Source organism: Polaribacter sp. Hel_I_88 (assembly GCF_000687935.1).
In the GTDB taxonomy this organism is placed as follows: Bacteria; Bacteroidota; Bacteroidia; order Flavobacteriales; family Flavobacteriaceae; genus Polaribacter.
In genome coordinates, this window is sequence record NZ_JHZZ01000001.1 from 2,584,787 (window position 1) to 2,599,457 (window position 14,671).

Here is a 14,671-nt window from a genome sequence, read left to right on the forward strand (position 1 = left end):
AATTCATTATGTTACATACCTCTCTTAAATTAAAAATAGCCACTTTAATATTGTTTATTTCTTGTCATTTTTCTTTAAATGCCAAAGATTATTATGTACATCCTACATTAGGAAACGATGCTAATTCAGGTATGTCCATCAACGATTCATTTAAAACATTAAGTCATTTAAATAATATTAAATTCCTTCCTGGAGACAGAATCTTTCTAGCATCAAACCAAACCTATGAAGGAAGCATCAATTTAAAAAATCAACAAGGAACCAAAGAAAAACCAATAACTATCAATACTATTTCATGGAACTCTACTAACGCTATAATTCCTGCAATTATTAATTTTAAAGGAGCACCAAATGGAATTCTAATTGAAGATTCTAGTTTTATCAATATTTCCAATTTACAGTTAACAGCAAATGGGTATTATAATAATGATGAAAAAGTTTCCAAAATGCGATGTGGTATTTTGATTACGAATAAACTGTCAAAACAGATGTCGAATATTACCATCAATAAAGTTTCTATTTTTGATGTTTATTATGAAAATGAAGGTTTTACAAGAGGGAAAGGCGAAGTTAAAACAGCTAATGGTACTCAAAAATATGGATGGGGAATTCGAGTTATTAATTCAAATCCCAAAGCACTTATAGAGGATGTTTATATTGAAAATTCACATATAAAAAGTGTATCTCATACAGGAATAAAGTTAACTGGAAAAAAATATAATATTACGAATGTTTTTATATCCGACAATAAAGTGGAAGCAACTGGTGGTCCTGGTATTCAAATGTCAGGAGTAAAAAATGTTACCGTTAAAAACAATACAGTTACGCACTCTGGAAGTACTGATGATACTAGAAAATGGGGACGTGGAAGTGGCTTGTGGACATGGAGTGCTTCTCATATTCTTATTGAAAAAAATAAGTTTTTATATGCTAATGGTCCAGGCGATTCTGCAGGTGCTCATATAGATTTTAATTGCGATAATGTAGTATTGCAATACAATTTAAGTGCGTATAATGCAGGTGGTTTTTGTGAAATATTAGGCAATAACTATAATTGCGCTTATCGTTACAATATTAGCATTAATGATGGGCATAGAGTTAAAGGCGTTAACGGAGCGTTTCAAGAAGGTAAGATTTTTTGGCTGAGTGGTTATCAAGGCACCAATAAAAAAAGAAAAGGCCCTGTTAACTCTTATTTTTATAACAATACAATCTACTCTGATTCTACGATAGTTTCTAAAATTGCAATAGATAATACAAGTAAAGGTATCTTGATTGCAAATAATATTTTTTATTTAAAAGGAGCGTCCAAAGCTGTTTTAGGAGACCAATATAGACCTGATAAATCAAGTGATAAAGGAGTAGAAAATGTATTTTTTAAAAATAATTTATTTCTTAATCAGAAAAATTGGCCTAAAGAAATTGGTATTCATGATTCTAATCCAATTTATGGAGATCCTTTATTTTTAAATGCAGGGGGAATAGAATTACAGGATTATTTTCCTAGAAATAAAAGTTTAGTTGAAAATAAAGGTATTGAAATTACATTTTTGCCTGGAGATACAGAGGGATTATTACAAGACTTTAAACTAAACAAAGATATATTAGGAAACACCATTAAAAATAAGCCTACTCTCGGAGCTATTTTATATAAGGAAAAATATTACAGACAAAACAAGTAAATATTATTGTTTCTATCCAATAAAGTTTTCTAAAAAGAAATTTCTGCAATAAAAATAATCAAAAGAGCTATTGAAATAAAAATAAAGGAAATCCAAGAGATCCTTATAATTATCTATAAACCACAAAACCTTGTAAATCTTAAGATTTACAAGGTTTTGTGGTTTTTATTGGTATTCATTTTAGTCGGGGTGGCAGGATTCGAACCTGCGACCTCCTCGTCCCAAACGAGGCGCGATGACCGGGCTACGCTACACCCCGAAAATATGAAAAATTGCAGTGCAGTTTATATCGAGCAAAGTCGAGATACTACACCCCGAAATTTTATTTTTCGGACTGCAAATATATAGTATTTTTTGTATATTTATACTCTTTTAATCTATTTTTTAAATTCTTAATTTAATGAAAAAATTATCACTTTTTTTAATGCTGATTCTACTATTTTCTTGCAAAATAAAATCTCAAAATAATATTCAAAATTCTATTGATTATGAGGTTGTTGTTAAAGATTTAAACATTCCTTGGGGATTTACTTTTTTACCAGATAATTCTATTTTGATAACAGAAAAAGAAGGCCAACTGATTCACTTTAAAAATGGAAAAAAGATAACTGTTTCTGGAATGCCTGAAGTTACGCTTCGTGGTCAAGGAGGTTTAATGGATATTGAAAAACATCCAAATTTTAAAGAAAATAGATTAATTTATTTTACATACGCTTCTGCAGAAGGTGAAGGAAGTGGTGCAAATACTACATTAATGAGCGCTAAGTTTGAAAATAATACATTAACCAATCAGAAAGTTTTATATAAAGCCGAGCCTAATAGTAGAAAAGGACAGCATTTTGGTTCTAGAATTGTTTTTGATAAAGATAATCACGTTTATTTTAGTGTTGGAGATCGAGGAAATAGAGATGAAAATCCACAGAATATTACCAGAGATTGTGGTAAAGTGTATCGTTTAAATGATGATGGAACAATTCCAGATGATAATCCTTTTGTGGATGTTGACAATGCTAAAAAAGCTATTTTTAGTTACGGACATAGAAATCCTCAAGGAATGGAAATCAATCCATTTACGAATGAAATTTGGAGTCATGAACATGGTCCAAAAGGTGGAGATGAAATTAATATTGTTCAAAAAGGAAAAAATTATGGTTGGCCAATAATCAGTTATGGTGTAAATTATTCAGGTACAAAATTTACAGAAATTACAGAAAAAGAAGGCATGGAGCAACCTTTACATTATTGGACACCTTCAATTGCACCAAGTGGTATGGCTTTTGTAAATTCTGATAATTATCCCAATTGGAAAGGAAATTTATTAGTAGGTTCCTTAAAATTTGAATACATTGCTAATTGTACATTAGAAAACGGAAAAGTTATCAAAGAAGAAAAAATATTAGAAGGTTTAGGAAGAGTACGTTCTATTGAGCAAGGAAATGATGGATTTATGTATGTTGGAATTGAAGGTCTAGGAATCGTTAAAATCGTTTTAAAATAATATGAAAAAATTTTTATTGATGATAATTTTGGGCTTGTTCTTATTTTCTTTTTCAAAAAAAGAGGATAGCTACACAGCAATAAATCAAGATACTAAATTTGCAGAAAGTATAAAAAGGGGTGAGGAAATTTATATAGACATGTGTACTTCTTGTCATATGACAAATGGAGAAGGTAAGCTTAATGTATATCCTCCTTTAGCAAAATCGGATTATCTAATGCAAAAAAGAGAAGCTAGCATCAGAGCAATAAAATATGGGTTACGTGGAAAAATTGTTGTTAATGGAGTAACTTATAAAAAAATGATGTCTAGATTAGGTTTATTAGATGACGAAGTTGCAGATGTTATGAATTATATTACCAACTCTTGGGGGAATAAAAACCCAAAAATGATTACTGTAGAAGAAGTAAAGGCCGTTTCTAAAAAATAGTTTTTATATTTTCTATAGTTTTTTATTATAAATCTATTGTAATTTTTCATCCTAAAAAGTAACTCAAATAAATCTAAAAATTTAGATTTGTGAATCAATTTTAAAAAGAATATGTCAGAAAATATAGAAAGAATAAAATGTTTAATTATCGGTTCAGGACCTGCAGGATATTCAGCAGCAATTTACGCAGCAAGAGCAGACATGAAACCAGTAATGTACACAGGAATGCAAATGGGGGGGCAATTAACAACCACTACTGAAGTTGATAATTATCCTGGTTATAAAAATGGAACTGATGGAACAGCGATGATGGAAGATTTGAAACATCAAGCAGAACGTTTTGGAACAGAAGTTCGTTTTGGAATGGTTACTAAAGTTGATTTGAGTGATAAAGTTGGTGGAATTCATAAAATAATTGTTGATGAAGAAAAGCATATTGAAGCTGAAACAGTTATTATATCTACAGGTGCAACTGCAAAATATTTAGGAATTGAAAGCGAGCAACGTTTAATTGGTGGAGGTGTTTCTGCTTGTGCAACTTGTGATGGTTTCTTTTATAAAGGACAAGATGTTGTGGTAGTTGGAGCAGGAGATACTGCTGCAGAAGAGGCAACTTATTTAGCTAATATTTGTAAAAAAGTTACAGTTTTAGTTCGTAAAGATTATATGAAAGCGTCAAAAGCGATGCAACATAGAGTTAACAAAACTAAAAATATCGAAGTTTTATACAATACTGAGATTGATGAAGTATTGGGCGCAAATGTTGTAGAAGGTGTTAGAGCAATCAACAATCAAACAAAAGAAACACATGTTATTGATGTAACTGGTGTTTTTATTGCTATTGGGCATACACCAAATTCAGACTTGTTTAAAGGTGTTTTAGATATGGATGAAGTTGGCTATTTAATCACAAAAGGAAAGACGACCAAAACAAATTTACCAGGCGTTTTTGCTGCTGGAGACATTCAAGATAAAGAATACAGACAAGCAATAACTGCTGCAGGTACTGGTTGTATGGCTGCTTTAGATGCTGAACGTTATTTAGGCGCTTTAGAGTAAAAAATGTTGTTATTTTAAAAAAACAAAAAAGAGATTTCAAAACTGAAATCTCTTTTATGTTTTAGTTTAATCCCAATTCTTTTCGTTCTTCAGTATCTGCAACACCATTTTTACTCCAATAAGCAGATTGTATTGTTTTAATTTTCTCCGCTTTTGTAGTTAATATTTTTCCTCGGCTAACAAATGTTTCTTCCCAAGATTCAATTGTATGTGGAAAATCTTTAGATGCTTTAATAGAAAGCGTTCTTTCTAACTTCGGATAATTGATAGTGTAAATTAAAAAATTTTCTTTCTCTTCTATTGAAGCAATCGCATCAAAAGCTTTAAACTCTTTGTGATGTAAACCTAAAAATTCAAAAGAAGGTATTATTTGTAACTCGCCAATTGGCAGATTTTCTGGAGATATTCTAAGCTGACTCCAAAGTTCGTTTTCTAAAATTTCTTTCTTCAGGTTGATTTTTCTATCAGCATTACTTTCAAAATAAGAGTAAAATTGAATTTGATAGTCTTCTCTATTATTCAACTGAACAAAAGTGTTTCCACACCATTCTTGCGCAGAAAAAGAAATTTTTATAGCATTTTGATTGATGTCAATAGGAGAGAAGGTACTGGTCATTAATGTGTAAGGATATATACCTGTCGTAAAATTTTTAGTACTATTCAACTTTAAAATAGAAACATTTTTTTTATTAGGATCATCTGCTTTTACTTGTTTTTCAGGTAAAAAGTCTTCTGTTACAAAAATATTTACAGCTGTACCTCCATGAATTTCGCCATATCTTACTTGCGATAATTTGTAGGAAGTTATTTCTGCTTTTCCTGAATACCAGTAGTTTTTAAATGCTGGATTTTTGTCATTTTTTTTTAATTGATTTTTGTCGGTTTTAATATCTTTTTTAAGTTCAGGGTTTGAACAAAAAAATAATAAAAAGCTCAAAATAATGGGTGTATATATTTGTAACATGCGTTTCATCTTAAGTATTTTAATTAGATACTAATTTACGATAAATAAAAACGTTTTAGAAATTTGTTTTATAATCTAAAATAATAAGGCAAATAAAAAGAGATTACTCGTAAAAGTAATCTCTTAAAAAATATAATATTTAATTTTAGCTTACGCCATTACTGAAGCTTTTTTCGATTTTCTATACAAGAAGGAGTTGAAAATATTTCTTTTTCCGAAATTATTCATAGATCTAGCATTTACGAATTTTCCAAAAAGAATTTTACTTACACCAAAATACTCATAGGTATTTCCATCTGTAAAAGTAACTTCTAATAACATTCCTTTATGATGCCAATCTGCTACTTGAAAATCTGTTATTGTAGTTTTGTAAGCATCTAAATTAGCTTCTTTAGTTTCAGGGGCAATACTCACCAAAAAATGATAACCATCAATAATTTTTGTACTTACAGTTTCAGCTTCTTCCTTCTTTTCTTCGTCTGTAAATTTATCTGGATGCCATTCTTTTACAAGGTTCCTATACGTTTTTTTTAATTCCTTTAAGTCAATCTTTCCTTCAACTTCGAATAATTTTTTATACTCTTTAATACGTTTCATTTTATTTTTTCTAAATTGGGTGCAAAAGTATTGATAAAAAAGAGATTAACTATTTTTATTTTGCAATGTTTTTAATTAAAATTAGGTTTTAGTGAAAAATAATTGAAAAAAAAAAAGAGATTCCAAATTTGGAATCTCTTTTAATATCGTTAGTCAGCTAAATGCTCATCTAGGTTTTCTACAGCCTGTATAATTATTTTTACAGCTTCAATATAAAATTCTTGGTTAATAGACCCAAAAGTATCAGAGTCTCTATGATAATCTTTATGATCAGGAACGCCAAAATAAATAAAAGGAATTTTCTGTCTATGAAAAACTCTATGGTCAGAAGAAAAAGTCCAATCTGATTGTTCTGTATTTTCAGAATCATCATGTCCAAATAATAAAATTGCTTTTTCTGATTTTATATCTTCTAAAGGATCTCTTAAGTCTGGATAATGAAACAATCCACAACCAAAAAGTTCTGGGTCATAATCACTATGAGCAATCATATCTAAATTGATGTTTAAATTAATGTTAGATTTATCGCTATAATTTTTAAGAAAATATTCAGCACCTAAAGAACCAATTTCTTCTGCATCTACAGCAGCAAAAATTAAATTATGTTTTGTAGGTCTTGTTTTAAAATATTCTGCAATGGTAAATAAAGCTGCTGTACCTGAAGCATTATCATCTGCACCATTATAAATTTTGCCATCTCTAATGCCTAAATGATCGTAATGTGCAGTAATTACAATACTTTTTTCAGATTGTCCTTTAAGCATGCCTACTATATTTGCACCAAAAGCAGTTGTATCTGGAACATTAGAATAATCTTGATTAGGTTTTTCTATAGGAAAAACATCTTGTCTGTCCTTACCTTTAAAAGTATGCGAAAATTCTTGAAATAAGTTATTATTGATAACAGGTTGAAGACCAGTCTCTTTAAATCTTTCTAAAATAAGTGTTTGGGCTTTCTTACTTCCTGGTTTTGAAAAAGCTCTCCCTTCATAAGAATCATCAGATAATGTTTTTACAGTTTCTAATAGCCTTTCACTATCAATTTCAATTAGTTTTGGTTTGCTGCAGCTCCCTAAAAGCATAAGGAATACAACAACTGAAAATAATTTTGTTTTCATTGTTGGTTTTGGTTGAAATAAATTAGGGAATAATATACTTGCAAATATAATAAAAGACCATTAATAATAATGGTCTTTTTTTTTAAACAATCAATTAAATTTATATTTTTTAGAAACAATAGCTGTTTTCTGCTTTCATCTTTTCTGCTATTAAATTTCTTAATGCTACTACATTAGGATAATTCGCGTATTTAGTAAATCGTTTTAATCCCATTAATAACATTCTTTGTTCATCACCCTCAGCAAAAGAAATAATACCTTCTTTACCATTTTTTGCAACAATTTCTACAGCATTGTATAAATAAAGTTTAGCCATTGCAATTTGTCCTTCTTGAGCATCCTCTCCAAAACGTTTTGCGTTTTTCTCTGCTCTCAATAGAGTAGATTCTGCCATATATACTTCATTTAAAATATTTGCTGCAGCCATTAATAATTGTTGATGCTCCTCTAGATCTGGACCAAATTTCTGAATTGCAGAACCTGCTACCATCAAAAAGACTTTTTTCATTTTGGCAATCATCTCTTTTTCTTCAGCAAATAATTCTGAATAATCTGGTGTATCAAAAGAAGGAATGCCCATTAATTCATTTCCAACCTCTGTTGCTGGTCCTAATAAATCTACATGACCTTTCATTGCTTTCTTTACTAACATTCCAACAGCTAACATTCTGTTAATTTCGTTGGTTCCTTCGTAAATACGTGCAATTCTTGCATCTCTCCAAGCAGCTTCCATTGGTGTTTCTTCAGAAAAGCCCATTCCTCCAAAAATTTGAATTCCTTCATCTGCACAAGCTTGTACATCTTCAGAAACTGTAACTTTTAAAATAGAACATTCAATAGCATATTCTTCAACTCCTTTTAACTCTGCTTCTTGATGCGTGTTTCCAGCAGCCAATCTCATTTCAATTCTGTCTTCAATATCTTTTGCAGCTCTGTAACTTGCAGATTCTCCAGCATACGTATTGGTTGCCATTTCTGCTAATTTTGCTTTAATAGCACCAAAATCTGCAATAGGCGTTTTAAATTGTTTACGTTCTGTAGCATATTTTAAAGCCGTTGTTAATACTCTTCTTTGCGAATCTAAACAAGCAGCAGCTAATTTAATACGTCCAACATTTAAAGCATTTACAGCAATTTTAAATCCACCACCTCTAGAAGATAACATATTTTCTGCAGGAACAATCGTATCATTATAAAATACTTGTCTTGTAGAGGAAGCTCTAATTCCTAATTTATGTTCTTCTTCTCCTAAGGTAATTCCATTTGGATTTGCAGCATCATACTCAACTATAAAACTAGTAATATTTTTATCATTTTCAATACGAGCAAAAACGATCATAACATTACAGAAGCCTGCATTTGAGATCCACATTTTTTGTCCGTTAATTTTGTATGATTTTCCATCAGCAGAAAGCTCTGCTGTAGTTTTTCCTGAATTGGCATCAGAGCCTGCACCTGGTTCTGTTAAACAATAAGCACCCATCCATTCGCCTGTAGCTAATTTTGGTACGTATTTTTGTTTTTGTTCTTCTGTTCCATATAAAGTTATTGGCATTGTACCAATTCCTGTATGCGCACCAAAAGCAGTACTTAAAGAACCATTTCCACTAGAAATGTACTCACAGGTAATCATAGTTGATACAAAACCCATTCCCATTCCTCCATATTCTTCAGGAACAGCCACTCCTAAAAAGCCCAATTCACCAGCTTTTTTCATTACTTCTTCTGTTAAAGCATAATCTTTTGCTTCAAAACGATCTCTGTGTGCAATAATTTCACGTTCTGTAAATTCCTTTACAGCTTCTTTCATCATTACTTGCTCTTCAGAAAAATCTTCAGGAGTAAATACATCTTCACACTTTGTTTCTTTTACTAGGAATTGTCCTCCTCTTAGTAATTCTTTATTTGTAGTTTCAGCACTCATAACTTTATGTTTTTTTATTGTATTTAATTTTAATTAAGGAATTCAAAAATCCCTGCAGCTCCTTGTCCAGTTCCTACACACATAGTCACCATTCCGTATTTTCCTTGCATGTTACGCTTGCGCATTTCATCAAAAAGTTGAACAGATAATTTTGCTCCAGTACAACCTAAAGGATGTCCTAAGGCAATTGCACCACCATTTACATTGATGATATCTGCATCTAATCCTAACTCACGAATAACAGCTAATGATTGAGAAGCGAAAGCTTCATTCAATTCAATTAAACTAATATCTTCTTGCTTTAAACCTGCTTGTTTTAATGCTTTTGGAATTGCAGCAACTGGTCCTATTCCCATAATTCTTGGAGGAACTCCAGCAGCAGCATAGCTTACCATTCTTGCAATTGGTTTAATGTTTAATTCCTTCACCATATCTTCACTCATCACCATCACAAAAGCAGCACCATCACTTGTTTGCGATGAATTCCCAGCAGTTACAGATCCGTTTGTTGCAAAAACAGGACGTAAACGCTCTAAACCAGCAAGGTTAGATCCTTTTCTAGGTCCTTCATCTTTATTTACGGTATATTTTCTTGTCGCTTTTTTCCCTTTTTCATCAACATACGTTTCTTCAACTTCAATAGGAACTATTTGGTCTTGAAAACGATTTTCTTCTTGCGCTTTTAATGCTTTTAGGTGAGAATTTAATGCAAATTCATCTTGATCTTTTCTAGAAACATTAAATTGATCTGCAACAGCTTCTGCTGTATTTCCCATTCCCCAATAATAATCTGCATGCCCAGCTGCAACTGTATCATAATTCAATTCTGGTTTAAAACCTGTCATTGGCACTGAACTCATGCTTTCTGCTCCACCAGCAATAATACAGTCTGCCATTCCAGATTGTATTTTTGCAACTGCCATACCAATAGTTTCTAATCCTGAAGAACAGAAACGATTTACGGTAACTCCAGGAACTTCTTCAATTTTTAATCCCATTAAAGAAATTAAACGTGCCATGTTTAAGCCTTGAGAACCTTCTGGCATTGCATTTCCTACAATAACATCATCAATTCTTGTTTTATCGAATTCAGGTAAATTTTTCATTAAATGCTGAATCGTTTCAGCAGCCAATTCATCTGCTCTTTTAAACCTAAAAGCGCCTTTTTTTGACTTTGTTACTGCTGTTCTATATCCTTGTACTATATATGCTGTTTTCATAATCCTATCCCTAACCCTTTCCAAAGGAAAGGGAATTTGTTCGGGTTATTTTTTTAAGTTTTAGACTTCATTTTATATTTTTCCATTTTTAAAGTCTTCCCTTTGGGAAGATTTAGATGGGATTTAGTTACGTAATGGTTTTCCTGTTTTTAACATGTGTTGAATACGCTCTAAAGTTTTTCTTTCTGTACATAAACTTAAAAAAGCTTCTCTTTCTAAATCTAAAAGATACTGCTCAGAAACTTGTGTTGGTTCAGATAAATCTCCACCAGCCATTACATAGGCTAATTTGTTTGCAATTTTTTGATCATGTTCAGAAATAAATCGACTTGCTTGCATAGAATCTGTTGCTACCATAAACGCACCTAAAGCTTGTTTTCCTAAAACTAAAACATCATTTCTTGAAGCTGGTTGCGTATAACCTGCTTCTGCCATTAATACAGCATGTTTTTTAGCTTCTGCAATTTGTCTATCTTTATTTACAACTACAACATCTTTTCCTTTTTGAAGTAATCCTAAATCGAATGCTTCATAAGCAGAAGTTGCTACTTTTGCCATACCAATTGTTAAAAAATATTCTTGAAGAACATTCAACTGAACATCTCCTTTTCTAAAAGTATCTTGAGCTCTTAAAGCCATTTCTTTAGAACCACCTCCACCAGGAATTACACCAACTCCAAATTCTACAAGGCCCATATACGTTTCTGCTGCTGCAACTACTTTATCTGCATGTAAAGAAATTTCACAACCACCACCTAAAGCCATTCCATGTGGAGCAGAAATAGTTGGAATTGCAGAATAACGCATACGCATCATTGTGTCTTGAAAATATTTGATAGCCATATTCAACTCATCATATTCTTGCTCTGCAGCCATCATAAAAATCATTCCAATATTAGCACCTACAGAAAAGTTGGCAGCTTGATTACCAACAATTAATCCTTGGTAATTTTTCTCAGCTAAATCTATTGATTTGTTGATGGCTGCTAAAACATCACCACCAATCGTGTTCATCTTAGATTGGAATTCTAAATTTAAGATTCCATCACCTAAATCATGAATTACTGCACCAGAGTTTTTCCAAACTTGGTTAGATTTTCTAATATTGTCTAAAATGATAAATGAATCTTGACCTGGTTTTTTAGTTTGTGTTTTTGTAACGATGTCGTAATAATGAGTAGTTCCTTCTTTTACTGTGTAAAATGAGTCGTTATTATTTAGCAACATTTCTTCTACCCAAGGAGCAATTGTATGTCCTTCAGCTTTCATAATCTCAACTCCTTTGGCAACACCAATTGCATCCCATATTTGGAATGGTCCATGTTCCCAGCCAAAACCTGCTCTTAAACCATCATCAATTCTGTATAATTCGTCAGAAATTTCTGGAATTCTATTTTGTACGTATGCAAACATTGCAGCAAACGATTTTCTATAAAATTCACCAGCTTTATCTTTTCCTGCAACTAAAACTTTGAATCTGTCAGCAACATTATCAATAGTTTTTGTTAATTCTAACGTTGCAAATTTTGCTGATTTCTTTTCTCTATATTCTAAAGTATCTAAATCTAATGTTAAGATATTTCTCTTACCATTCGCATCTTTTGTCATTTTGTAAAAACCTTTGCCAGTTTTACTACCTAACATTTTGTGCTCCATCATATGGTTTACAAAATCAGGAATTACAAATTGCGCTCTCATTTCATCTTCTGGGCAATTGTCTTTTACACCATTTGCTGTGTGTACTAAAGTATCTAAACCAACAACATCAATAGTTCTGAATGTTGCAGATTTTGGACGACCAATAACAGGTCCCGTTAATTTATCTACTTCTTCAACCGTTAATCCCATTTCTTTTACAACGTGGAATAAACTCATAATGCCGAAAATACCAATTCTGTTTCCAATAAATGCAGGAGTATCTTTTGCTAAAACAGAAGTTTTACCTAAAAATTTATCACCATACATCATTAAGAAATCTGTAACTTCTTGTTTACAATTTGGTCCAGGAACAACTTCAAAAAGCTTTAAATATCTTGGTGGATTAAAAAAGTGTGTTACTGCAAAATGTTGCTGAAAATCTTCACTTCTCCCTTCGTTCATAAATTTGATAGGAATTCCAGAAGTATTTGAAGTAATTAGCGTTCCTGGCTTTCTAAATTTCTCAATTTTTTCGAAAACTGACTTTTTAATATCCAAACGTTCTACAACAACTTCCATCACCCAATCTACATCTTTAATTAAATGTAAATCATCATCAATATTACCTATGGTAATTCTTTCTGCAAATTTTGTACTATATATAGGAGAAGGTTTCGATTTTAAAGAAGCTGCTAAAGCATCATTTACTAAACGATTACGAACAACTTTGTCTTCCATTGTAAGTCCCATTGCTTTTTCTTTGTCTGTTAATTCTCTTGGAACAATGTCCAACAAAAGAACTTCTACACCAATATTTGCAAAGTGACATGCAATACCAGATCCCATAATTCCAGAACCTATAATTGCTACTTTTTTAATTCTTCTTGTCATTTTTTTTATTATTTGATTCATGATTTTTAAAAACTTAAAAGCAATCTCTTGAGTAAGTTTTAGGTCATTTTATGATTAGTTTTACTTTTTATTTATCTTGATTAACAGTTTCAAAAATTTTCTTTTCTGCAATTAATTTATTGATTGTCGTCATCACTTTAAAAAAAGAATTCAACTCATCTTCTGAAACATATTCTCTGACAACATTGTTAAATTGATACACATGATTTTTAGAAAATTTTCGCATTTCTAAACCATAGTCTGTTAATTTAATAATAACACTTCTACCATCATCAGGATTTTTTTCTCTAGAAATTGCTCCTTTTTCCTCCATCGATTTTAAAATTCTTGAAAGACTTGTTGGTTCCATTCCCATTAAAGGCCCTAAAGCTGTACTTGGTGTTCCTTTTTCTTTGTCAATAGTTAGCAAAACAAAAGCCATAGACATTGTGCTGTTATGGTTTGCTGCCTGCTCATTATACATCTTTGCAACAGCTTGCCAAGTTGCTCTTAATTGATGATCGATTGAAATATTCTTATCCATTGTGTCAAAGATATAAAAATTTACTATGCACGCATAGTAAATTTAAAAAAAGTTATGCATGCATAGTAAATTTTAACAAATATTTTAAATGTAACAATTTCAGTCTTTTGGTTACTAATTAAAATATGTAAGTTTGTAAGAGTTCTAATTTTATCAATAAAACCAATTTTAACCAATGAGTAATTTACTAGAAATTAATAATATAGTGAAGAATTATGGAGATTTTAGAGCATTAAATGATGTCTCTATCCATATTCCTAAAGGAAGTGTTTATGGTTTGTTAGGGCCAAATGGTGCAGGTAAAACTTCGTTAATCAGAATTATCAACCAAATAACAATGGCAGATACTGGATCTGTTTATTTAGATGGAGAAATTTTATCTCCAAAACACACAGCAGATATTGGTTATTTGCCAGAAGAACGTGGTTTATATAAATCGATGAAAGTGGGTGAGCAAGCCTTGTATTTAGCTCAATTAAAAGGTTTAAGCAAAACTGAAGCTAAAAAACGCTTAAAATATTGGTTTGAGAAATTCGATATTATGGCTTGGTGGAATAAGAAAATAGAAGAACTATCTAAAGGAATGGCGCAAAAAGTACAGTTTATAGTAACTGTAATGCACAATCCTAAATTGTTAATTTTTGATGAGCCTTTTTCTGGTTTCGACCCTATAAATGCACAATTAATTGCCAAAGAAATTTTGCAGTTAAGAGATGAAGGAGCAACCATAATATTCTCAACACACAGAATGGAATCTGTGGAAGAAATGTGTGATGAAATTGCTTTAATTGATAAATCTAATAAAATTTTAGATGGGAAACTGAATGACATCAAAAGAGAATTCAGAACTAATACGTTTCAAGTTGGGTTGCATACTGCAAATCCAAAAGAAGTAGAAACTGCTTTAAAACAACATTTTGATGTTTTACCAGCAGATTTTAAATTGTTAGGCAAAGAGTTAACTTTAAACGTAAAGTTAAAAAGCACAAATACAGCCAACGAATTATTGTCTTTTTTAACCAATAGAGGGGAAGTGCAGCATTTTGTGGAATTGATACCAAGTGCAAACGATATTTTTATTCAAGCAATAAATAAAAACATGTAAG

At 31.2% G+C, this 14,671-nt stretch carries 12 protein-coding genes and 1 tRNA gene; 5 read left to right on the plus strand and 8 right to left on the minus strand.

Features of this window, described 5'->3' with window-relative positions:
* Positions 1-8 precede the first annotated feature (8 nt).
* Positions 9-1,682: a right-handed parallel beta-helix repeat-containing protein gene (locus P161_RS18445; protein WP_051605729.1), complete on the plus strand. Its 1,674-nt coding sequence runs from the start codon at positions 9-11 to the stop codon at positions 1,680-1,682.
* Between the two features lie 184 nt (positions 1,683-1,866).
* Here the strand turns inward: P161_RS18445 and P161_RS0111640 are convergent.
* Positions 1,867-1,941, minus strand: a tRNA-Pro gene (locus P161_RS0111640).
* Positions 1,942-2,082: 141 nt separating this feature from the next.
* Between P161_RS0111640 and P161_RS0111645 the strand changes: the two genes are divergently transcribed.
* The 3 genes from P161_RS0111645 to trxB all read left to right on the plus strand — a co-directional run bounded on the left by P161_RS0111645 (position 2,083) and on the right by trxB (position 4,669).
* Positions 2,083-3,180 carry a PQQ-dependent sugar dehydrogenase gene (locus P161_RS0111645; RefSeq protein WP_026777159.1) on the plus strand — a complete coding sequence of 366 codons (1,098 nt, stop codon included), beginning with the start codon at positions 2,083-2,085 and terminating at the stop codon, positions 3,178-3,180.
* Between the two features lies 1 nt (position 3,181).
* Positions 3,182-3,610, plus strand: coding sequence for a cytochrome c (locus P161_RS0111650; protein ID WP_026777160.1), 429 nt, complete (start codon positions 3,182-3,184; stop codon positions 3,608-3,610).
* A gap of 111 nt (positions 3,611-3,721) precedes the next feature.
* On the plus strand, positions 3,722-4,669 hold the full coding sequence (trxB, locus tag P161_RS0111655; RefSeq protein ID WP_026777161.1) for a thioredoxin-disulfide reductase: 948 nt from the start codon (positions 3,722-3,724) through the stop codon (positions 4,667-4,669).
* A gap of 61 nt (positions 4,670-4,730) precedes the next feature.
* On the opposite strand, the gene P161_RS0111660 is transcribed toward trxB, so the two are convergent.
* The 7 genes from P161_RS0111660 to P161_RS0111690 all read right to left on the minus strand — a co-directional run bounded on the left by P161_RS0111660 (position 4,731) and on the right by P161_RS0111690 (position 13,565).
* The gene (locus P161_RS0111660; RefSeq protein ID WP_026777162.1) at positions 4,731-5,642 is read right to left on the minus strand and encodes a hypothetical protein; all 912 of its coding nucleotides are present in this window, start codon (positions 5,640-5,642) and stop codon (positions 4,731-4,733) included.
* A gap of 141 nt (positions 5,643-5,783) precedes the next feature.
* Positions 5,784-6,230, minus strand: coding sequence for a KTSC domain-containing protein (locus P161_RS0111665; protein ID WP_026777163.1), 447 nt, complete (start codon positions 6,228-6,230; stop codon positions 5,784-5,786).
* A 149-nt stretch (positions 6,231-6,379) separates the two neighbouring features.
* On the minus strand, positions 6,380-7,348 hold the full coding sequence (locus P161_RS0111670) for a M20/M25/M40 family metallo-hydrolase (RefSeq protein ID WP_026777164.1): 969 nt from the start codon (positions 7,346-7,348) through the stop codon (positions 6,380-6,382).
* Positions 7,349-7,457: 109 nt separating this feature from the next.
* The gene (locus P161_RS0111675) at positions 7,458-9,272 is read right to left on the minus strand and encodes an acyl-CoA dehydrogenase family protein (protein WP_026777165.1); all 1,815 of its coding nucleotides are present in this window, start codon (positions 9,270-9,272) and stop codon (positions 7,458-7,460) included.
* Between the two features lie 29 nt (positions 9,273-9,301).
* Positions 9,302-10,492 (minus strand): acetyl-CoA C-acyltransferase, encoded by a 1,191-nt coding sequence (locus tag P161_RS0111680; protein WP_026777166.1) that lies wholly within the window; start codon positions 10,490-10,492, stop codon positions 9,302-9,304.
* Positions 10,493-10,615: 123 nt separating this feature from the next.
* Positions 10,616-13,021 carry a 3-hydroxyacyl-CoA dehydrogenase/enoyl-CoA hydratase family protein gene (locus P161_RS0111685; protein WP_026777167.1) on the minus strand — a complete coding sequence of 802 codons (2,406 nt, stop codon included), beginning with the start codon at positions 13,019-13,021 and terminating at the stop codon, positions 10,616-10,618.
* A gap of 88 nt (positions 13,022-13,109) precedes the next feature.
* Entirely contained in the window at positions 13,110-13,565 is a 456-nt protein-coding gene (locus P161_RS0111690; protein ID WP_026777168.1) for a MarR family winged helix-turn-helix transcriptional regulator, read from the minus strand.
* 175 nt (positions 13,566-13,740) lie between these two features.
* On the opposite strand from P161_RS0111690, the gene P161_RS0111695 reads away from it, so the two are divergent.
* Positions 13,741-14,670: an ABC transporter ATP-binding protein gene (locus tag P161_RS0111695; RefSeq protein WP_026777169.1), complete on the plus strand. Its 930-nt coding sequence runs from the start codon at positions 13,741-13,743 to the stop codon at positions 14,668-14,670.
* Position 14,671 lies beyond the last annotated feature (1 nt).